The sequence below is a fragment of the Spirosoma rhododendri genome, assembly GCF_012849055.1.
Taxonomy (GTDB): domain Bacteria; phylum Bacteroidota; class Bacteroidia; order Cytophagales; family Spirosomataceae; genus Spirosoma; species Spirosoma rhododendri.
On record NZ_CP051677.1, the window covers coordinates 5209970 to 5230449 of the forward strand.

16 protein-coding genes are annotated in these 20480 nt (G+C 55.5%); 10 read left to right on the forward strand and 6 right to left on the reverse strand.

What is annotated here, in order from left to right:
• Positions 1-128: 128 nt before the first annotated feature.
• The 3 genes from HH216_RS21705 (at position 129) to HH216_RS21715 (ending at position 5732) form a co-directional block, all read left to right on the forward strand.
• The gene (locus HH216_RS21705; RefSeq protein ID WP_169552762.1) at positions 129-623 is read left to right on the forward strand and encodes a cold-shock protein; all 495 of its coding nucleotides are present in this window, start codon (positions 129-131) and stop codon (positions 621-623) included.
• Positions 624-843: 220 nt separating this feature from the next.
• Positions 844-4455, forward strand: coding sequence for an FG-GAP-like repeat-containing protein (locus tag HH216_RS21710; RefSeq protein WP_169552763.1), 3612 nt, complete (start codon positions 844-846; stop codon positions 4453-4455).
• Between the two features lie 194 nt (positions 4456-4649).
• Positions 4650-5732 (forward strand): catalase family protein, encoded by a 1083-nt coding sequence (locus HH216_RS21715; protein ID WP_169552764.1) that lies wholly within the window; start codon positions 4650-4652, stop codon positions 5730-5732.
• A gap of 96 nt (positions 5733-5828) precedes the next feature.
• On the opposite strand, the gene HH216_RS21720 is transcribed toward HH216_RS21715, so the two are convergent.
• Positions 5829-6338, reverse strand: a complete 510-nt coding sequence (locus HH216_RS21720; protein WP_169552765.1) for a DUF4494 domain-containing protein — start codon at positions 6336-6338, stop codon at positions 5829-5831.
• A gap of 155 nt (positions 6339-6493) precedes the next feature.
• Here HH216_RS21720 and trxA point away from each other — a divergent pair, with 155 nt between their 5' ends.
• The gene (trxA, locus tag HH216_RS21725; RefSeq protein ID WP_169552766.1) at positions 6494-7180 is read left to right on the forward strand and encodes a thioredoxin; all 687 of its coding nucleotides are present in this window, start codon (positions 6494-6496) and stop codon (positions 7178-7180) included.
• Between the two features lie 125 nt (positions 7181-7305).
• The gene (locus tag HH216_RS21730; protein WP_169552767.1) at positions 7306-7848 is read left to right on the forward strand and encodes a YceI family protein; all 543 of its coding nucleotides are present in this window, start codon (positions 7306-7308) and stop codon (positions 7846-7848) included.
• Between the two features lie 83 nt (positions 7849-7931).
• Here HH216_RS21730 and HH216_RS21735 read toward each other — a convergent pair whose 3' ends face one another.
• The 3 genes from HH216_RS21735 to HH216_RS21745 all read right to left on the reverse strand — a co-directional run bounded on the left by HH216_RS21735 (position 7932) and on the right by HH216_RS21745 (position 13205).
• Entirely contained in the window at positions 7932-10148 is a 2217-nt protein-coding gene (locus HH216_RS21735; protein WP_169552768.1) for a carbohydrate binding family 9 domain-containing protein, read from the reverse strand.
• 81 nt (positions 10149-10229) lie between these two features.
• Positions 10230-12284 carry a M3 family metallopeptidase gene (locus HH216_RS21740; protein ID WP_169553475.1) on the reverse strand — a complete coding sequence of 685 codons (2055 nt, stop codon included), beginning with the start codon at positions 12282-12284 and terminating at the stop codon, positions 10230-10232.
• 393 nt (positions 12285-12677) lie between these two features.
• Positions 12678-13205 carry an acyl-CoA thioesterase gene (locus HH216_RS21745; protein ID WP_169552769.1) on the reverse strand — a complete coding sequence of 176 codons (528 nt, stop codon included), beginning with the start codon at positions 13203-13205 and terminating at the stop codon, positions 12678-12680.
• Between the two features lie 182 nt (positions 13206-13387).
• Here HH216_RS21745 and HH216_RS21750 point away from each other — a divergent pair, with 182 nt between their 5' ends.
• The 3 genes from HH216_RS21750 to HH216_RS21760 all read left to right on the forward strand — a co-directional run bounded on the left by HH216_RS21750 (position 13388) and on the right by HH216_RS21760 (position 15357).
• The gene (locus HH216_RS21750) at positions 13388-13861 is read left to right on the forward strand and encodes a DUF2147 domain-containing protein (protein WP_408641744.1); all 474 of its coding nucleotides are present in this window, start codon (positions 13388-13390) and stop codon (positions 13859-13861) included.
• Positions 13862-13984: 123 nt separating this feature from the next.
• Positions 13985-15115, forward strand: a complete 1131-nt coding sequence (locus HH216_RS21755; RefSeq protein WP_169552770.1) for a flavin-containing monooxygenase — start codon at positions 13985-13987, stop codon at positions 15113-15115.
• Positions 15116-15171: 56 nt separating this feature from the next.
• On the forward strand, positions 15172-15357 hold the full coding sequence (locus HH216_RS21760) for a CsbD family protein (RefSeq protein ID WP_169552771.1): 186 nt from the start codon (positions 15172-15174) through the stop codon (positions 15355-15357).
• Positions 15358-15561: 204 nt separating this feature from the next.
• Here the strand turns inward: HH216_RS21760 and HH216_RS21765 are convergent, their stop codons facing one another.
• Positions 15562-16407, reverse strand: coding sequence for a bacteriorhodopsin (locus HH216_RS21765; RefSeq protein ID WP_169552772.1), 846 nt, complete (start codon positions 16405-16407; stop codon positions 15562-15564).
• A gap of 338 nt (positions 16408-16745) precedes the next feature.
• On the opposite strand from HH216_RS21765, the gene HH216_RS21770 reads away from it, so the two are divergent.
• Positions 16746-18182: a leucine-rich repeat domain-containing protein gene (locus HH216_RS21770; RefSeq protein ID WP_169552773.1), complete on the forward strand. Its 1437-nt coding sequence runs from the start codon at positions 16746-16748 to the stop codon at positions 18180-18182.
• Positions 18183-18460: 278 nt separating this feature from the next.
• Entirely contained in the window at positions 18461-19405 is a 945-nt protein-coding gene (locus tag HH216_RS21775) for an EamA family transporter (protein WP_169552774.1), read from the forward strand.
• Positions 19406-19447: 42 nt separating this feature from the next.
• Here HH216_RS21775 and HH216_RS21780 read toward each other — a convergent pair whose 3' ends face one another.
• Positions 19448-20464 (reverse strand): patatin-like phospholipase family protein, encoded by a 1017-nt coding sequence (locus HH216_RS21780; protein ID WP_169552775.1) that lies wholly within the window; start codon positions 20462-20464, stop codon positions 19448-19450.
• Positions 20465-20480: the final 16 nt, after the last annotated feature.

Consider the following 20480-nt stretch of genomic DNA (forward strand, 5'->3'; position numbering starts at 1 on the left):
ATTTCAGTCCGGCTCAGTAGTGTTGATTCACGCATACGGTTTGCCTGCCTTTGTACAGGATCAGATTGCGTATGGTGGTACTACACTGGCCGGGACTATTCATTTTACACACTAGTAACCAACTAACTATGGGCGCATCAAGCGAGACCTTCAGTAAACGAGAAAAAGAAAAACAACGGCAGAAGAAAAAGCAGGATAAACAGGAAAAGCGCGAAGACCGGAAGGCGAATGCCAGCAAAGGGCAGGGTCTCGATCAGATGATGGCGTATGTTGACGAGTATGGCAACATCACCAACACCCCACCGAACCCACAGCGTCGCAGTACGGTAGCGCAGGAAGATATCGCTATCAGTGTAGCCCGGCGGGGAGCCGAGCCACCGGAAGATCTTACGCGCCGGGGAACGGTAACTCGCTTCGACTCATCGAAGGGCTACGGCTTCATTCAGGACGGCCAGAGCCAGCAAAGCGTGTTTGTGCACCAGAACGAGCTGATTGATTCAATCCAGCAAAACGACAAGGTCACGTTTGAGATCAAGATGACACCTAAAGGGGCCAGTGCGACCAACGTACGGAGATGGGTCAACGAGCCGGTGGCGGCTCCCGCACCACCCGAAGCAGCGTAACGCAGCAGGCAGCTATATGATGGCCTGGTCTCAGTGGCTTAAACAGCCACCGGGCCAGGCTTTTTGCTGTTCAGCAAATTCAGTAAGACCGCACCTTCGGCCCTCCCAATCGTTATGATTTATCTTTGCTGAAGCGTATTTTTGTCAGCTACGATCTGTTAGAAATACCCGTTCTGGCTGCGTTCATCACGATTTATCAGTAACCTGACTCTTCGTTTCTGTGAAACCCACTGCCCTGCTCGTTCTGCTTACCCTCCTGCTGACCAGTTGCGACAAACCGCTGTTTACGCAGCTTCCCGCCGAAGACACCGGTATTACGTTTGCCAATCGCATCGTGGACAACGACACGATGAACATCATCGACTTCGAGTACATTTACAACGGGGGCGGCACGGCCATTGGCGACTTCAACAACGACGGGCTGGCCGATATTTTCTTTACCGGCAATCAGGTCGAAAACCGGCTGTACCTGAACAAGGGCGAGTTTAAATTCGACGACATCACCAAAACGGCGGGCGTCGGCGGGGGTGGCAAATGGTGTTCGGGCGTCGCGCTGGTCGACATCAACAACGACGGCTGGCTCGACATCTACGTCGGTGCGACGGTGAGTAAGGTAGCTGCCCGGCGGGAGAACATGCTGTTTGTCAATCAGGGGGCGAAAAACGGGCAGCCGCCAGTGTTCCGCGAGATGGCGAAAGAATACGGTATTGCCGACGACGGCCACACAACCAACGCGGCTTTCTTCGACTACGACAACGACGGCGACCTCGACCTCTACGTGTTGACCAACACCATCGAGGAGTACCCCAACGCCTACCGCGCCCGCCTGACCGACGGCTCATCCATCACCACCGACCGGCTCTACCGCAACGACCCGAACCCTACGCTGGGCCACCCAGTCTTTACCAATGTCTCGAAACCGGCTGGTATTCAGATCGAAGGCTATGGACTCGGCATCAACATTTCCGACATCAATCGCGACGGCTGGAAAGACGTCTACGTGACGAACGACTACCTCAGCGACGACCTGCTCTGGATCAACAACAAGAACGGGACGTTTACCGATCGCGCTCCCGAATACGTGAAGCACACGAGCGGCTCGGCTATGGGCAACGATATTGCCGACATCAACAACGACGGGCTGGTCGATATTATGGCGGTGGATATGCTGCCGCGCGACAACTACCGCAAGAAAATGCTTGTCGGGCCGAACAACTACCAGACCTATCTCAACAATGATCAGTACAAGCACACGTACCAGTTCGTTCGTAACACGCTGCAACTGAATCAGGGTATGGCCCGCACCGATTCGGGCGGCACGCACCCGGTGTTCAGCGAGGTGAGCCTGTTCAGCGATGTCGCCGAAACCGACTGGAGCTGGACCCCCAGCCTACTCGATTTCGACAACGACGGCCACCGCGACCTGCTGATTACCAACGGCTTTCCGAAAGACGTTACCGACCGCGACTTTACCTCGTTCCGGGCGCAGAGTTCGTCGGTTGCGCCGAAAGATTTTCTGCTGGCGCAGATTCCGGTCATCAAAATCAGCAATTACGCCTTCCGCAACCGGGGCGAGTCGGGCGTGCCGACGTTTGAGGACGTGACCGAGAAGTGGGGGCTGAAAACGCCGTCGTTCTCCAACGGCGCGGCCTACGGCGACCTCGACAACGATGGCGATGTCGATTACGTGGTCAATAACATCAACGACTCGGCCTTCGTCTACCGCAACAATCTGGTCGAGAGTAAGCGCGAAAAAGCCAATTACCTGCGGATGAAGTTCGTCGGTGAGGGACAAAACCGCATGGGTCTGGGCGCGATTGTCGAACTGCACTACGGCAAAAACAAGGCGCAACAGGTCTACGAACACAGTCCGTACCGGGGCTACCTGTCGACGGTCGAAGCGGTGGCGCACTTCGGGCTGGGCGACGTGAAAACGGTCGATGAAGTACGGATTATCTGGCCGGGGCTGAACGGCGCTCCGCAGCATCAGCAGGTACTACGCAACGTGCCGGTTAATCAGGTGCTGACCGTCGATGTCCGCAACGCCCGCGATCCCTACGTGCCGACCGCCCAACCCGCCAGCCTGTTCACCGACGTTACCGACTCGCTGAACATCGCGTACCGACACAACGAACCCGACTATATCGACTTCAACACGCAGAAACTGCTGCCCCACAAACTCTCGCAGTTCGGGCCAGCCGTGTCGGTGGGCGACGTCAATGGCGACGGGCTGGACGATATTTTTATCGGTGGCTCGCGGCTCAACAAAGGACATTTTCTGGTGCAAACCCTTCGCAATGGCAAGCCGACGTTTGCCGAGCAGGATTTGCTACCCGAACCCGCCATTGCCGGGACGATGTACGGCGGATCAGGCAACGCCAAAGACAAGGCGCAGGAAGACATGGGTACGCTGCTGTTCGATGCCGACGGCGACGGCGACACCGACCTATACATTGCCAGCGGCAGCGTGGAAGGGCAGCCCAACTCGGCTACTTTTCAGGATCGGCTGTATCTCAACGACGGCAAAGGCAAGTTCAGCCTGACGGTGAATGCGCTACCGACGAACACCGTCAGCAAGTCGTGCGTGAAAGCCGTTGACTTCGACCGCGACGGTGATCTTGATCTGTTCGTTGGCGGGCGTATTGAACCCGATCATTACCCGAAACCGGTGTCGAGCTGTCTGCTGCGCAACGATTCCAAACCCGGTCAGCCCCGCTTTACCGACGTAACCAAAGCCGTTGCCCCCGCGCTGGTCAATGCCGGGCTGGTCTGCGACGCGCTCTGGACCGACGCCGACAACGACGGCTGGCCCGATCTGATGCTGGCCGGGGAGTTTATGCCGCTGACCATCCTGAAAAACCAGACCGGTAAAAAGCTGGAAGCCCTGAAAACCGATCTCACCGGGCAAACGGGCTGGTGGAACAGTCTGGTCGCGGGTGATTTCGACCGCGATGGCGACATCGATTACGTGGCGGGGAACCTGGGCCTGAACGCGCGGATGCGGGCGTCGGAGCGCGAACCGGTGCGGATGTACGCGGGCGACTTCGACAACAACGGTTTCTACGACGCTATCCCGACGCTGTTTATTCCCGACGAAAACGGCGTCAGCCGGGAGTTTACGCTGCACGGTCGCGACGATCTCATCAAGCAGATGATCGTGATGCGGAAGCGGTTTCCGCTGTACAAAGACTTTACGCAGGCCAGTATCGACAAGCTGCTGACGCCCGAAGAACGCGAAAAAGCGACGGTGCTCGAAGCCAATTACCTGAAGTCGGCCTACGTCGAAAACAAGGGCAACGGCACCTTTACCATCCACCCCCTCCCCGACCTCGCCCAGCTTGGCCCGATCTTCGGCATGGTGGCGCAGGACGTCGATCGCGACGGGAATCTGGATCTGATGCTGGTTGGTAACGATTACGGTGGCGAAGTACTGGTTGGCCGGTACGATGCCCTGAACGGCCTATGGCTCCGGGGCGACGGTGCCGGTGGCTTTGCACCCCAATCCATCGCCAAAAGCGGCTTCTACGTCCCCGGCGACGCCAAGGGGCTGGCGCAACTCACCGACGCGCGGGGCCGTCAGCTATTGGTCGCGTCGCAGAACCGGGGTCGGCTGTGCGTATTCCAGAACAGCAAACCCGCCCCCACCGTCCGGCTCAAACCAACTGATGCATCGGCCCTGCTGACCTACGCCGACGGCAAAAAACAAAAGGTCGAACTCAGCTACGGCAACTCGTTTCTGTCGCAGTCGGGCCGGTCGCTGCCGATTAGTCCGCAGGTCAAAACGGTCGATGTTATCGATTCGAGGGGCGTGAAGCGACGCGCTGCACTGTAAGCAGAATCAGAAAAGTCAGGTGAAACGGGTAGTCCAATAGTAGTTTGCCTACCCGTTTTTTTATGCCCATGCCAACGTAATCAGCGTGTTACGTATAGTGGTACAGTTATTGGCCGAACCCCGCTGTTCCCGGTTGTAACGAAAAGCCAAACATTGGATGATATGACGGGTTTTTATAAGAAACTCAATAACCAATGACACAAGCGCCCGCTAATTTCAAGCCCTTACGCTACGACCCTTCGTATGAGCAACCTGCGCCCGACGAGGCCGAAACCATCCAGGAGATTATCGACACGATGGCCGAAATCCAGCAGAAAACGTATCAATCGCAGGGGCACGCCATTCGCAGTGTACACGCCAAAAGCCACGCGTTGCTGAAGGGTAAACTGGAGGTGTTCGACAACCTGCCCGATTACCTGGCGCAGGGCTTTTTCGCCAAACCGGGCACGTACTCGATTGTAGCGCGCATTTCGACCCAGCCGGGCGACGTACTGCCCGACAGCGTATCGACACCCCGTGGTATTTCCATCAAAGTAGCGGGCGTAGAAGGTGAGCATCTGCCCGGTGCCGACGAGTCGACAACCCAGGACTTTATTCTGGTAAATAGCCCGATCTTCCCGCAAAAACTGAAAGATTTTCTGAGCGGCCTCAAGCGGTTCGACGCCCTGACCAACAAGGCGGAAGGGTTTAAGGAAGGTTTTTCTAAAGTGCTGCGTACCATCGGCGAAGCCGTCGGCTCCGACACCGGTGTGATGGCTGGTATGGGCGGACAACTGGCCACCCACCCAATGGGCGACACGTATTACTCGCAGGGGGCTTTCCTCTACGGTGAGTATATGGCCAAGTTTTCGCTGACGCCGGTCACCCCCAACCTGACGGCCCTCAAAGACCAGCCCATCGATATCGACCACGACGACGACGCTCTGCGCCATCTTTTGCAGGACTTTTTCGCCACCAACGGTGGCGAGTGGGAACTAGGGGTACAGCTATCGACCGATATCGAAAAAATGCCGGTGGAAGATGCGTCGGTGGAATGGCCGGAAGAAGAAAGCCCTTACCTCACGGTTGGTAAGCTGACGATTGCTCCGCAGGAAGGATGGACCGACGAAAAGGCGGCTGTGGTAGACGACAAAATGTATTTCAGCCCCTGGCACGGGCTGGCAGCCCACCGTCCGCTGGGTTCCATTCAGCGGGCGCGCAAGGCACCCTACAAAGCATCGGCGGAGTTCCGCCGGAACATGTACGGCAAGTCGGACAGTCCGGACGACGTAAAGTAAGCGTCACTCGTTTGTAGGCTGTCTAATGACAACAAAAGAGGTCGGGCTTGGAAGTCCGACCTCTTTGATAGAATCCTATAATTCTGTGTAAAGAAACTACTCCTGTTCGCTGACGACTTCGGCGAGCGGGCGCAGGTTACGCTGCTCTTCTTCGTTATACGGGAAGATGTCCAGAATCTTGGTGATATTGACGTCGGTGATCTCAAACGGGTCGAGCGACGATTTCAAACTGACTTCCACGCGCTCGTAAGCTTGCTTCGGCGTTTCGGCATTGACCAGCATCACGCTCGGCGTTTTCTTCTGCTTGCCGGTTTTTTCGTCGTCCATGATGAACAGGGCCTTCACCTTGAACCACGTCTCCCCGCCGTCTTCGATCATCAGAACGTCGGCCAGTTTCATGCGCGAGATGTTGGTAATCTCAAACTCCGGCGTGTTGGCAGCGATCTCCTGATAAAGCCGACCTTCGGCGTCGGTATAACTAACGGCGTCGACCAGATACGCTTCCGTGACGTTCTTTTGCTTGATAAACTCTTCGTTGCGCGTCCCGACGGTCGCGTCGTCGATAGGCTGCTGATAACGGATTTTTCCGAGAAACCAGTTGGGCATTTGTAGGTGATTTAGTCTGTAAATAAAACAAAAACCGGGGGGCAAAAGTGCTTATTTTTGGTAAACCGTTCAAGGTTTATTGACCAATGTCAACGGTCATAAACCGGTACGTTTCAACGGTACATTCTGACTACCAACAGCCAATTACTTCCTCTATGCGCTACATTCATCTGCTGATTCTGTCCTGCATTGCCTGCTTCAGTCAGGCACAAACCGTTTCCGTCGACACCTTCGCCACGCAGTTGACGCAGAGCCCACAGGCACAATTAATCGATGTACGGACACCCGCTGAGTTTGCGGACGGGCATTTGCCCGACGCGGTCAACATCAACTCGCAGCGCCCCGACTTTACGCAGGCACTCAGCCAGCTCGACAAGACAAAACCCGTGTTCGTCTACTGCCTGTCGGGCGGGCGCAGCAAAGGGGCCGTCGAAAAGCTGCGCCAACTGGGGTATACGGATGTGCACGAACTGCGTGGCGGTTACCTGAAATGGTCATCGAAAATGATGCCGGTAGCTGGTGTAGCCCGCTCGACAGCGCAGGCGGAGTGGCCCACCGCCCGTTTCGACAGCCTGATTCGGAAGCAACCGCTCGTGATGGTCGACGTTTACGCGCCCTGGTGCGGCCCGTGCAAGAAAATGGCCCCAACCGTCGAGAAGCTGCAACAGGAATTGACCGGCCAAGCGACAATCATTAAAGTCAACGCCGACACCGAAAAGGCATTTATGACGGCTTATCAGGTCGATGAACTACCCACGCTGCTGCTTTTCCGTAACGGCAAACTCGTTGACCGGCAAATCGGCTTCCGCGATGAAACGGCCCTGCGCGCGCTGCTGAGGTAGCAAAAGCGCCTATTTCTCGGCCATGTTCACGTACTGAAAACTTTATACAGCGCTTCTGAACCATTCGCCCATATTACATGTATATACATTAAATATACCTGTAGTCATTTAACCAATACAACGCCATGGAAGCACAAGCAGCCACCAAATGGGTCATCGACCCCCTGCATTCAGAAGTTCAGTTTAAAGTAAAACACCTGATGGTGTCGACCGTCACGGGATCGTTCAGCCAGTACGAAGGCACGGTTGAAATGGCCGGTGACGATTTTGAAGACGCCCAGATTCAGTTCTCGGCCGACATCAACAGCATCAGCACGGGCAACGAACAGCGCGACGGCCACCTGAAATCGGGTGAGTTCTTCGACGCGGAGCAGTTCCCAAAGCTATCGTTTGAATCGACCGGCATGACCAAAACCGGCGACGACACGTACGATCTGCGCGGCAACCTGACCCTGCACGGCGTTACGAAACCCGTCACTTTGAAAGCTGAATACGGCGGTCAGATGGGCGATTTCTACGGGCAGACCAAAGCAGGTTTTGAGGTAACCGGCACCATCAAACGGAAAGAATTTGACCTGACCTGGGATGGCATTACCGAAGCTGGTGGCGTTGTTCTCAGTGACGATGTTCGTCTGGTAATGAACATTCAGCTGACGAAGCAGGGATAATAAGTTTAAGGGTTAATGTTCAATGTTTAAAGTTGGCTACTGCTCTAGAACTTTAAACATTGAACATTAACCCTTAAACTTATTCATAGCTGCCGCAGGTAACTCAACTTAGCAATGGCGTGGTCTTCGATCCGGTTCAGGCTGGGCAAGGTCGTGGCCGTATTGCGATGGTTGAGCACCAGATACAAAAACGACAGCGGCTGGTACTCCCACGACAGCCGGATGTTATAATTGCTGGAGCTGCTTTCCGAATTTTTCTGGTAGAAGCCGATCAGTTGCAGCCGGGGGTTGAGCGCCAGCCGCCCCTCCAGCGCGTACAGATTCACCGTCGCACTAACGTTGGCATCGCCCACCTCCCGGAATCGGTTTACGTTGATCCGGCTCATAAACGATAGGTGCGGGATGGGGGCAAACTGAAGCTGCCCCGTAAACGATTGCAGCGACCCATCGAAATACGTCCCCCACTCGCCCTGCGCAAACGCATTGATCTTCTTCGACGGATCGGTTTGTAGAAACAGCAGGTGCCGGGTGTAGCGGTATTCCCCCGCCGGAATGGTGATACCCAGCGGCTCGAACGCGTCCGTCAGCCGTTGCAGCGTCGGGCTGAAGCCGTAGCCAATAAAGCCTCCATTTTGCAGATTCAGCCAGAACGGAAACAGGGTAAACTGACGCTCGATCAGTTGACCGGTCGATGCCTGATGGTAAATTTCGGGCAGGAAACCCGGTTCAAACGCCCGAATCCAGCGCCGGAATGGTAATTTATTACCTCGGTAGTACCAGTTTACGCCGGGCGTCGTCCCGACAACGTCGTTGCGTGATACAAACCCGACTTCCGGGTTGAATGTCGCCGTGACAACCGACTCCGTCCACCAGATTTTAAACTGATTACTGGTGTACTGATACTGGGCAAAGCCCGCGAACCCCTGCTGCCCGGTTGACGTCGTAGCCGAGTGAATGGCCATCGTGTTGACCGAATGCGCTTCGCCCAGCCGGAAAAACCCATCGACGGCACTGACAATATTTGTGCCGTCGGGTCGGTTGCGGACGGTCATCAGGGCACCGAAGCGGTTCTGTCTGCCGAAATTCTGCGAGTAGCGGCCAACGAAAAAATTGGTTGCGGGTGTATCATCGACACCACGCTGACGAATCAGCATAGCCCCGTAGTTACGACGTAGCGAACGGTACACAAACCGCCCACCGGTGTCAATCGGGATCGGGTTTCCGGAATCGTCCAGCCCAATCCGGCGACTGAAAAACGGCTGAATCCGCATGCTTCCACCTGATCCGTCGTCGCCCGGCCGGGCTCCCACGCCAAACAACGACGCATTTTCGAGAAAAAACTGCCGCCGTTCGGGGAAGAAAACCGAGAAGCGCGTGACGTTATTCACCTCCCGATCGGCATCGGCCTGCGCGAAGTCGGTATTCGTTGTCAGGTCAAGAACAGCGTTGGGGCTGATGGCCCATTTCAGCTCACCACCCACTTTCACACGTGCCGCTTCAGGCCGTATGCCGGGGTCGAAATTCTGGTAGCGGTCATACGACGCCAGTAGGTAGGGCTGAATGCGGATATTGGGCCGGGGCGGGGGCGGTTGCAGTTTCTTCAGTAGCCCGGCATACTCCATCCGCAATGAACTAAACGAACGCGGATACGGCGAAAGCGCGGTAATCTCATTGGTCAGTCGGCGATTGCGATACAGGTTAAACCCCCAGTTCTGTAGGGTGTCAGTGGTGCCGGGGTAGCGCAGGGTCTGCCACGGAATGGCGATTTCGGCCACCCAGCCCGAATCGGTCCGCGCCGTTCGCACCCGCCATAGTCCATCCCAGTCGACATCATAATAAAGGTCGTCGAAGGCCAGCAGGTCACGCTGCACGCCGTACGGGTTCGTCAGCAACGCCATCGCGTTACGCCGGTCGTTGAAGCCATCAAACGACAGCCCCACCTGATCGTGGGATTCCGTATCGAAGTCCCGCCGAAAGTCGGTGGCCCGGATTGCCCGTCGCCCCAGCGAATCGTGGGCAACGATACCGAAGTACAGGTACTGCCGGTTATATAGCACCCGAACGTCGGTCCGGTTATTGGGCTTTGCCCCCTGAAACGGCTCGATCTGCGTGAAGCGGGGCGACGGTTTAGCCAGCTGCCAGTCGGCTTCGTTGAGCCGCCCATCGACGCGCAGCGTACCGTTGATCCGCGTCGCTTCGATAGCCGTACGCACCGAGTCGGGCTTAAACAGCGATGCGTCCTGCGCCTGAGCAGTTAGTGAAAAAAGTAGCAGTAGAAGGACAAGGAAACGTTGACTCATAGGCGTTGAGAAAGTGTGATCTATTTTACAGCAAACGAGGTGCCTTTTCAGGCACCTCGTTTGGGTTACGCGAAGCGGATGTTACAGAATCAATCCGCTCCGGCGAAGCATGGCTTTGGGCGACGGTTCGCGACCCCGGAACTTCTTGTAGAGTTCCATCGGGCGTTCGCTGCCGCCTTTTTCCAGTACGTTTTTGCGGAAGCTGTCGGCAGCGGCTTTGTTGTCCAGCCCACCTTTCTCCTTGAAAAACTCGAAGGCGTCGGCGTCGAGTACTTCGCTCCATTTGTAGCTGTAGTAACCCGCCGAATAACCGCCCGCGAAGATGTGCGAGAAGGCCGGGCTGAACGCTACGCCATCGACGCGTGGGAACAGATTCGCGACTGAATCGACCCGGCTTTCGACGTCCGTGATGCTTTCGCCGGTCGGCTTCTGCCCGTGGTAATACATGTCCACCAGACCAAACCGCAGTTGCCGCATATTCGCCAGACCCGCCAGAAAGTTCTGGCTGGCGCGGATCTTCTCGATCAGCTCGTTCGGAATCACTTCATCGGTCTGGTAATGTTTGGCGAACAGTTTCAGCGCTTCGGGGTCATAGCACCAGTTTTCCATCACCTGCGAAGGCAACTCAACAAAGTCGCGGGGTACGTTAGTACCGCTCAGGCTTTCGTACGTACCGTTAGCCAGCATCCCGTGCAGCCCGTGGCCGAACTCGTGAAACAGCGTCGTTACTTCGCTGAACGTCAGTAGCGAGGGCTTACTCTCGGTTGGCTTCGTGAAGTTGCAGACGTTGACGATCTGCGGGCGGATGTTCTGGTTGTTCTCGATTTTCTGCCCCTGAATGTCGTTCATCCAGGCACCGCTGCGCTTCCCGGTGCGGGGGAAATAATCGCCGTAGAACACCGACACAAACTTACCGTCTTTGTCGAACACGTCGAAGGTGCGGACTTCGGGATTATAAACCGGGATGTCTTTGCGCTCCTTGAACGTGATACCGTATAGCTTATTGGCGACCATAAACGCACCGTCGAGCACGTTGTCGAGTTTGAAATACGGCTTCAGCGTTTCGTCGTCGAGGTCGTATTTTTCCTTCTTCAGCTTCTCGGCATAGTAGCTGTTGTCCCACGCCTGTAGCTTGTCTTCCGCGAAGCCGTGGGCTTTGGCGTAAGTCGTTAGTTCGGCAAGCTGCTTCTCGGCGGCCGGGCGCGCGTAGCCAACCAGTTCATCGAGGAAGCTCTGCACCTTGGCCCGCGAACCAGCCATGCTTTCTTCCAGCACAAAGTCGGCGTGGGTCTGATAACCAAGCAGATTGGCCCGTTCGTAGCGCAGGTCAACTATCTTTTTGATGATGTCCTGGTTGTCGTTTTTGTCGCCGTGGAAACCGCGCCCGTTAAACGCCATGTACAGCTTTTTACGCAGTTCCCGCTTGTCGACGTACTGCATAAACGGCCCGTAGCTGGGAGCCTGTAGGGTGAAAACGTAGCCCGGCGTGGATTCGCCTTCTTTACCCTGCTGTTTCGCCGTCGCTTTGGCCGCTTCGAGCGCGTAGTCGGGCAGGCCCGCCAGTTCGCTCGGATCGGTAACGACCATCGAGAACTCGTTGGTTTCGTTCAGCACGTTTTCGCCGAACTGAAGCGACAGTTGTGACAGTTCCTTATCGATTGTCCGCAGCCGCTCTTTGCCTTTATCGTCCAGATTGGCCCCGTTGCGGGCAAAGCGTTTGTACGCCTTTTCGAGCAGCATACTGCTTTCCGGATCGAGTTTCAGACTGGCCCGCTGGTCATATACTGACTTGATACGGGCGAACAGCTTCTGATTCAACGTCACGTCATTACCGTATTCGGTCAATAACGGCGACGCTTCTTTCACGATTTTTTGCAGATCGGGCGTGGTTTCGGCACTGTTGAGGTTGAACAGCACCGACGTCACTTTACCCAGCAGGTCGCCGGAACGTTCGAGCGCCAGAATGGTATTCTCGAACGTGGGTTCGGCCTTATTCTTCGTAATGGCGTCGACTTCTTTGCGAGCCTGCTTCAGCCCTTCTTTCAGGGCTGGCATGTAATCGTCGGTGGTAATTTTGTCAAAGGGAGCCGTCTGATGGGGTGTCGTGTACGGCTGCAAAAAGGGATTCTGATGCATAGAAACGCGGGTCATTTTAGACGGGGCTGGCTGTGCAACGACCGAGACAGCCGCCACGCCCAGCCACAGTCCCGTTAAGGCAAGTTGTTGATGACGTAACATAAGGCGGGTTAGAATGAGTTTCCCCGCAAAATACGACAAAAACAGGCAGGGCTTGCGGGACATATGATGAGCGGCATGTGGCTGGATACCCTCACGGCAGCGGCCGACCGTCCCAACCCCTCTCCCAAAACGGGAGAGGGGCTTTTTTCTATACGCAGCTTGTGTATTGATTCAAATCCTACTCTACTATCAACACCCAGCCATGACTCGGAGTAAGCAGAAGCCCCTCTCCCGTTTTGGGAGAGGGGTTGGGACGGTCGGCCGCTGCCGTGAGGGAAAACCCCAACCCCTCTACACCACCACGCCACTCAACACCTGCTGCTTGATGGCTTTGATGCGGTCGTTGAAAGCGATATGCGGGTAATCGACGTTGGGTAGCTCCGTAGCTTTCAGGAAATCCTGAATGACCGGCTCATGGGGTACGCGTTTGCCCGTTTCGACGCTGACATATTTCGAGACGGTCCAGAGCACGTTTTTGAGGTGCGTCCGGGCGTCGTCGGTCATGTAAAACTCCGTAACGGTGGTATCGTCGTTATGGTAAATCAGCCGCGACGATATCCGAATCCACTCACTGACCAGCGCGGGCCGGATGTACGCGATCTGATGCTGATACACGACCCAGCTCGTCCGCAATTCGTGGAACATCTGACCGGGATTGAAATCGTAGAGTTTGGCTACCTGATCTTCGCGGGCGTTGAAATAGTAATCGAAGTACTTGGCGTTGTTGAGGTGTTGCAGGGGGTCGCAATCCTGAAAACGGATGATAACCCGCGATTCGGTTTCGGTCGGGTAATGGCGGCCTGGATCAAGTCGAAACATAACTTCGCTGGTTTTCGGTATACGGTTTTCAGTTTTCGGTTTCAGAACACGATTTTCGGCGGACCACCGTAAACTGTATACTGAAAACCGGAAACTATGAAGTACGAACCGCAAAATTTCCGGCTAGATTCCGCGTCCGTGTAATCACAGGCTACATATTTGCGTTTAGTACAAAAAAACCAATGTTTATTTCTATGAACGGACGACGCTTCATCCTGCCCTTCGTTGCACTCGCTTTCCTGCTCACATCGCTGACCAGCTTCGCTCCCAAAGCCGATAACCCCGACGCCGTGTTGGGCACCTGGCTTAACGGCACCAAGAAAGGTCACGTCGAAATCTACAAGAAAGGCGGCACCTATTTTGGCAAACTGGTCTGGCTGGGACAACCCAACGATCCGACTACCGGTAAGCCCCGCACCGACGAGAAAAACACCGATCCCTCGAAACGGTCGCGGCCAATGATGAACATGCCGCTGATGTACAATTTCAAATACGACGGCGACAACGTCTGGAGCGACGGTAAGATTTACAACCCCGAAGACGGTAAGGAATACAACTGCAAAATGACACTCACCGACCCCAACACCCTCAACGTGCGCGGCTACGTCGGTATCTCCCTGCTCGGCAAAACCCAGGTCTGGACGCGGGTAAAATAAAGTTTTAAAGTTGTATAGTTATAGAGTTGTATAGTTGCAGGCGCATACTGGCTAATGCCGGATGGGCTGACGCGGTAGCAACTTTATAACTATCCAACTCTATAACTTTAAAACTCTATAAAAATGCACACCCTCATCATCGGAGCGGGACCGGCGGGGCTGGCGGTGGCGGGAGAACTGGCCCACCGGAATCTGCCGTTCACGATTATTGAAGCCAGTGAGTACGTGGGCTACAGCTGGCGGCAGCATTACGACCGGCTACAGTTGCACACGGTTAAAGAATACTCCGCCCTCCCCCATTTCCCGTTCCCGGCCAGCTACCCCACGTATCCGTCGCGCCTACAGGTGGTCGAATATCTGGAGCAGTACGCGGCTCATTTCAAGATACAGCCGCAGTTCAATCAGCGGGTCGTCAGTATCCGGCAGGCCACGGCGGGCTGGATCGTGCAGACGCAGACCGATACGTTTACCGCCGAACGTGTCGTAGTGGCAGCGGGCTACAACCGCGTACCCAACATTCCCGACCTGCCCGGTCAGCGCAACTTCCGGGGTATTGTATGGCACAGTTACGAGTACCGCAACGGCGCACCCTTCCGCGACGAAAACGTGCTCGTTGTCGGTATGGGCAATACGGGTGCTGAACTCGCGCTCGACCTGCTCGACTACGGTGCCCGGCCGGTTATCTCGGTGCGCGGCCCAGTAAACGTCGCCCAGCGGGATTCATTTGGGCGACCCACCCAGCCGACAGCTATTTTCATGAGTCGCTTCCCCAACTGGTTCTACGATCTGGTGTCGGGTGTGTCGCAGCGACTGACAATCGGCGACCTGTCGCCCTACGGCCTCGGCAAGCCGACGCATCCTGCTTCGTACGACATACGCCGGGGCAAAATTCCGGTTATCGACGTCGGCACTATCGATAAAATCAAGTCGGGCGAGATCAGGGTTGTGCCCGCGATTGAGCAGGTCAACGCCCGCACCGTCACGTTCGCCGACGGGCAGGAGCTCCCCTTCGATGCTATCGTGCTGGCTACGGGCTACCGGCCCGGTCTTGGCGACTTGCTCGGGGCTGACCTGTCCCGGCGGATACTCAACGAACGGGGCTATCCCAAACGCCTTTGGTTTGCCGAGCCCGATCTGCGGGGGCTGTACTTCGTCGGTTACACCACCTCATCGGCGGGAATACTGTATGGCATCAACCGGGAAGCAAATTCAGTTACATCTCACATCGCTCAAAACAATTCCGTCCCGGCATAGTTATAATCATGCAGTCAGTCGAACGACTGGCCAGTCATTCATAAAACACTACGACCATGAACGAGACAACAGCAAGCGGCCTTTGGGATCAATTGAAAGGTAAAATCAAACAGGCTTATGCCGACCTGACCGACGACGATCTTACCTATGCCGATGGTAAGGAAGACGAAATGTGGGGCAAACTGAAAGAAAAAACCGGCAAGACGCAGGACGAAATCCGTAAGCAGGTAGCCGATATGTAACCTTAGTTACAGTCTATACAAAGTACAAAAGCCGGGGCACTGCTCCGGCTTTTTTCGTGCCCTACCCAAAGGCCGTCAAAGAAGTAATCGCCAGGCAGCCCGCATCGGCAGTTGGTGGCAGAAAGAGCTAACAGTGATTTTTCAGTTAACAAAAACGGCGTCGGTTTCTTACTAACGCCGTTTTTGTTAACTGAAAAATCACTGTTAGCTAACCGAGCGGTATGGCGCGGTACTTTCCATGGGCAGCCGTTCTTCCAGTATGGCATCGGCTGCCTGATAAGCGATGGCGCCTACGCCAACTTTATTGATTATGTCGGCGATGGAAAACGAAAGGTGAATCCAGTTGGTGTCGATGTTGGTAACGGCCGTCAGAATGTAGCCGATCGGGTACACGCCCCAGAACGTCACAACCATAATTCCCATCACCTTGTAAGCCCAGCGCTCCGGCTCCTTCACATGTGATTCCGTACTACAGTCACGCCAGATCTTGTAGAGAATATACACGACGACGACGTAGCCAATCGTCGAAATTGCTCCCCAGATCAGTTTGGGCGCGACAAGAATTTCGTTGTCGGGCGTCAGTTGCTGCTCACCGATATAGCCCGTTACAATCATAAACACGTCGGCCAGCAGCAGCATATTGATCAGCCCCCGATACTTGCGGTAATGCACTTTGAGCATAGCCGTCATTTTCAGCAGCAGCAGCGGGGTTGTGATGAGCCAGTCCATGTACCGTAATTGCCCGATGGCATTGTAAGACGTTCGAAGCAACGCGCCCCGCGCTTCTTCATTATCGATGGCGGCCAGTTCATGAAGCATGTCTTTGTAGTAGTCCTGAATCAGGAAATACGAAATACCTGCTATGGCCGCGATAATTGCCGTGTAATTACGGGACACGCGATGCTCAGGCGCGACACTGCTTCGGCTCATAACCGCAAAAATGACGTTGCCAACAAAGGCGTAAAAGGCAACAAGCATCGAAAACCAGGTGATCATCGGCAGTATGCCCACGAGCCCGGCGGTTGGTAGAAATTTCTCGGCGAATTCCATATACGATTTCAGTGATTAACATTGAGTAAATTGGTAAGCACAAGTGCTCATTACGTTGACAAAAGCCTTTTGAAATTAAATGTTTGTAGCGACCCACTGATGACGAGGTTCCGCCAGGAAAACTTGTTGAACAAAAACAAAATTCATTGAAACAACTCGCTGAAAATCAATTTTTTACATCAAAATTTAAGACCCTTTCAATACCAATTAAATAGCGATTAATCTTTGATCGAACGCCGTATACTCACTACGTTCCACACGTATTCAGGTTTCTTTTTCTGATAAGTTGTGGAAATCCGCAGGCAACAGCATCTTGGAACTAAACTTTTCGTTGTGCTATGAAATCGATACTACTTTGCCTGTTGCTGCTGGTGTTGATCGACGTTGGTCAGGCACAGGATCGCATTGCGCTACTACGCGATACAATCCGGCTGGGCGTCTCCCCCCACGACTTACGGCAACGCTACCCACAGGCACTCGCCAAAACGGAAAAAGAGCGCCCGAAGGCAGTTTTTACGGGTCGGCCGAGACAGTATTTCGATACGGTAAATGCGCTGAGCCAACGCTTTTACCGATTCATGGACGCACGAAAGAAACGAATCCCCGTACAGGGCATTGGGGTAGAAACGCAGGAGTTCGTGAATCCCGACGGGACCTACGACCGGGTATTCTGCCAGTTTTCGAGCGATACGCTGACCAGCGAACAGGAAATAGCATTACTTAGCCTGATAGCCGACTGGTATGCAGCGAATCCGTTTCCGCTGAAAACAAAAGCCGGTTTCTGGCAGCAGCACTACACGCAGGTGGGTACGCCCAAACCCAAGCGTACCGTTCACCGGGGGCCGGGGGTTATCAACTCGCTGGCTGCCGCCCGGCAAACAACCCGCCCCGACACCGTCAAAGTAGTAGCCCTCAACCAGCTTGACCTGACCCGCATTCCCGACGAAGTGTACCGCTTCCCAAATCTTGAAGAACTCGACCTATCGCGCAATGCGCTGACTCAGTTACCGGCCCGCCTGACAGCCGACCTACCCCGGCTCCGTCGGCTGACTGTGCTTCACAATGCCATTCCCGACGACAGCGTCTTCTTCACCAAAAACACCCACCTCAGGGCGCTTACACTTCAGGGCAATTTGCTCACGCGCATTCCGGCATCGGTGCGACTGAACCGGCGACTGGAAAGTCTGTGGATGGGCAACAACAACCTGAACGAGTTCAATACCAAACCGCTGCATCGCCTGCGTCGGCTCACCGACCTGAATCTGTACAACGCGGGCCTGAACACGTTGCCATCGTCGGTAAAGCGGTTGCGCCATCTGACGGTACTTGATCTGTATTACAACAAATTGACGGCCCTGCCGAAGCAACTGGGCAAACTCAAACGGCTCGAACAACTGGCTCTGTCGCACAATGACCTGACCGAGTTACCGTCCGCACTGGCGCGACTACGGCACCTTCAGCAGCTATACGCCCACCACAACCGCATCAGTCAGCTACCGGCCACGTTCAGCCAACTGCGCACGCTGCGCGTACTCAACCTGGGTTACAACTGGATTACGGTAGCCCCGCCCATCCTGGCCGACCTGCCCGCCCTCTCCGAACTCGATCTGAACAACAACAACATACAGGAGTTTCCGACGGTGCTCAACTCGATCAAGACACTCAAGCGGGTCTATCTGGGCAGCAATCCACTGTTCGGTTCGGAAGCGATGAGCAGTCCGTATGCGCCACAGATTCAGCAGCTACAGGCCCGCCAAACCGAGGTGTTTTATTGAGTTGTGTAGAAGTGTAGACTGGACCGGTGCGCCGGCCACCGTGGCGCGGTGCGATCCACGTCCGGGTGCCCGTCAGGGCAACTGTTTACAGCGGCAGCTTTGTTGGTCGCTACCGCGCCCACCCGGACCTGGAGCCGCGCCGGCGGCCACCGTGGCGCGGGCCGGTCCAGGCTACGCAACTACAGGCTACATGTACATGACCTACTATCGCAAAAAAATTACGCGTGCTGGATAGAAAGTGGTGATAAGGCTGTTAGCCGGGTATTACCCGTTATCCGATGCAGGCAACCTCTACTCAACTTAGTCCATCTCCCAATCGCGTAACCCTCTGGTCGGCCCTGCTGGCTGTGTACATTCTGTGGGGATCGACGTACCTGTTTATTCACTTCATGACCGAGCGGATGCCCCCGCTCTATATGGCGTCGATGCGGTATATCGTTGCGGGTACGATTCTGTACAGCTACGCCCGGCTGACGGGTACCCCGCGTGCTACCCGCGCCGAATGGCGGTCGGCATCGATCATCGGCGTACTGCTGCTGACTATATCAAATGGTTGCCTGACGGTGGGCATTCAGTACATCCCGACGGGCGTGGCGGCTCTGCTAGGGGGCATGCTACCCGTCTTTCTGCTTAGTCTCAACTGGATTTCCTTCGGTCGGCAGCGCCCTACTAACCTGGCGTTGATGGGACTACTGCTTGGACTCATCGGCGTATTCTTCCTGATAAAACCCGACCGGCTTCAGTCGATGGGCGGAGCACAGGCCAACCTGATCGGGTCATCACTCGTCGTGGCCGGTAACTTTTCGTGGGCCATCGGCACACTACTGACACCCCGCCTGACGTTGCCCAGCGGTGCCTTGTCGAGCGGTATACAGATGCTAGTGGGTGGGTTTGTGTTACTGGGGATCAGCCTGCTTGTTGAGCCGGTAACCCCCTGGAGTCTCTTGGTAGCCCCACCCAAAGCCATCGGATCGATGCTCTACCTGGTCATTTTCGGTAGCATCATCGGCTTCTCGGCTTATTCGTGGTTAGCCCGTAATGCCCCACCCCAGTTACTGTCGACCTACGCATTCGTTAACCCCGTCGTGGCGATGCTGCTCGGTTCGCTTTTCGCCGGTGAACTCTTCTCGACCCAGTCACTCATCGGCGCGCTCATCGCCCTTGCCGGGGTGGTACTGATTACATTGGGGAGAAATTCAAAGAGTGAAAGAGCAAAAGAGTGAAAGAGCGACCATCCGGCGCCATCACTCTTTCGCTCTTTCACATCAAGCCACCACCGGCACCGGGGGGAAAGCGGCTTGTGCGGCCGTGATGCCTTTCTGGAACATCTGCTGCATCAGGGCGGGGTCGAAGGTGAGACCGCCGGGACCGCCTTCCGCCAGTTTGTCGACCGGGCGAATATCGATCAGCTGGCGCAGGGCCGTACCCGCTATCGGGTTAGTACCCTTTGAAAACGCAGCGTCGATCAGGGCCGACGATACCCCCTGAGCCAGCAGGGTCTGCCTGATGCTTTGCAGGTACACGCTGGTCTGACTATATAGCCGGGTCAGGCGGTAGTCGTTGTTGTTGACGTCCTCCGAAAACAGATCGAGCGTCCGGCCCAGCATACCCAGTGCGCTCGTGATCAGCTGATTGTCGGCGGGCGTCTGCACCGGACTGTTGGTGATCGAGATGATGACCTCGGCTCCACCGTCAACAGCCGCCTGGAAAGGCGTCAGTTCACGCACACCCCCATCGGAATATTGCCGCACCGGAACGCTGCCCGGGCGCCATTCGACGGGCTGCATAAATACCGGCTGGCACGACGACGCCAGCATGGCCCGCTGCAAGTCGGTCGCTGACTGAATCGCACGGACGTCGTAGTTGGGTGTGGTGTTGGCGGGCTGCGTGGCGAAGTAAGTAAGGCGCTCCGTTTGCAGGCAGACCGTAGCCAGAAACACCGGCTTATTGCTGTTTTTCAACCGATTATACCGATCAGCCGTCACGACGGTTTCAATCAGATGCTTCAATGGCGACGCGTCGTGGAGCGACACCTGCCGGAGCAGGTTGAGGATGCCGCCGATGTTCAGGACCTGATCTTCGGTGGTTGTGGTGTAAATCTGCTTGAGCAGATCCAGCTCGCCGATAGCCGCCAGCGGAACAATCAGCGACCCGGTGCTGGTGCCGCAGTAAATATCGAACTGATCGATGGGACGCACGTGGGTGTGTATGTACGACAATGCGCCTACGGCAAACGCCCCTTTCGAGCCGCCCCCGCTGATTACTAGTGCTGTTTTTGCCATGATTGGGTGTTGGTTA

Coding starts and splice junctions, on each gene's coding strand:
- HH216_RS21705 (WP_169552762.1), top strand. CDS start 129: ATGGGCGCATCAAGCGAGACCTTCAGTAAACGAGAAAAAGAAAAACAA.
- HH216_RS21715 (WP_169552764.1), top strand. CDS start 4,650: ATGACACAAGCGCCCGCTAATTTCAAGCCCTTACGCTACGACCCTTCG.
- HH216_RS21720 (WP_169552765.1), bottom strand. CDS start 6,338: ATGCCCAACTGGTTTCTCGGAAAAATCCGTTATCAGCAGCCTATCGAC.
- trxA (WP_169552766.1), top strand. CDS start 6,494: ATGCGCTACATTCATCTGCTGATTCTGTCCTGCATTGCCTGCTTCAGT.
- HH216_RS21730 (WP_169552767.1), top strand. CDS start 7,306: ATGGAAGCACAAGCAGCCACCAAATGGGTCATCGACCCCCTGCATTCA.
- HH216_RS21735 (WP_169552768.1), bottom strand. CDS start 10,148: ATGAGTCAACGTTTCCTTGTCCTTCTACTGCTACTTTTTTCACTAACT.
- HH216_RS21740 (WP_169553475.1), bottom strand. CDS start 12,284: ATGCATCAGAATCCCTTTTTGCAGCCGTACACGACACCCCATCAGACG.
- HH216_RS21745 (WP_169552769.1), bottom strand. CDS start 13,205: ATGTTTCGACTTGATCCAGGCCGCCATTACCCGACCGAAACCGAATCG.
- HH216_RS21750 (WP_408641744.1), top strand. CDS start 13,388: ATGTTTATTTCTATGAACGGACGACGCTTCATCCTGCCCTTCGTTGCA.
- HH216_RS21755 (WP_169552770.1), top strand. CDS start 13,985: ATGCACACCCTCATCATCGGAGCGGGACCGGCGGGGCTGGCGGTGGCG.
- HH216_RS21760 (WP_169552771.1), top strand. CDS start 15,172: ATGAACGAGACAACAGCAAGCGGCCTTTGGGATCAATTGAAAGGTAAA.
- HH216_RS21765 (WP_169552772.1), bottom strand. CDS start 16,407: ATGGAATTCGCCGAGAAATTTCTACCAACCGCCGGGCTCGTGGGCATA.
- HH216_RS21770 (WP_169552773.1), top strand. CDS start 16,746: ATGAAATCGATACTACTTTGCCTGTTGCTGCTGGTGTTGATCGACGTT.
- HH216_RS21775 (WP_169552774.1), top strand. CDS start 18,461: ATGCAGGCAACCTCTACTCAACTTAGTCCATCTCCCAATCGCGTAACC.
- HH216_RS21780 (WP_169552775.1), bottom strand. CDS start 20,464: ATGGCAAAAACAGCACTAGTAATCAGCGGGGGCGGCTCGAAAGGGGCG.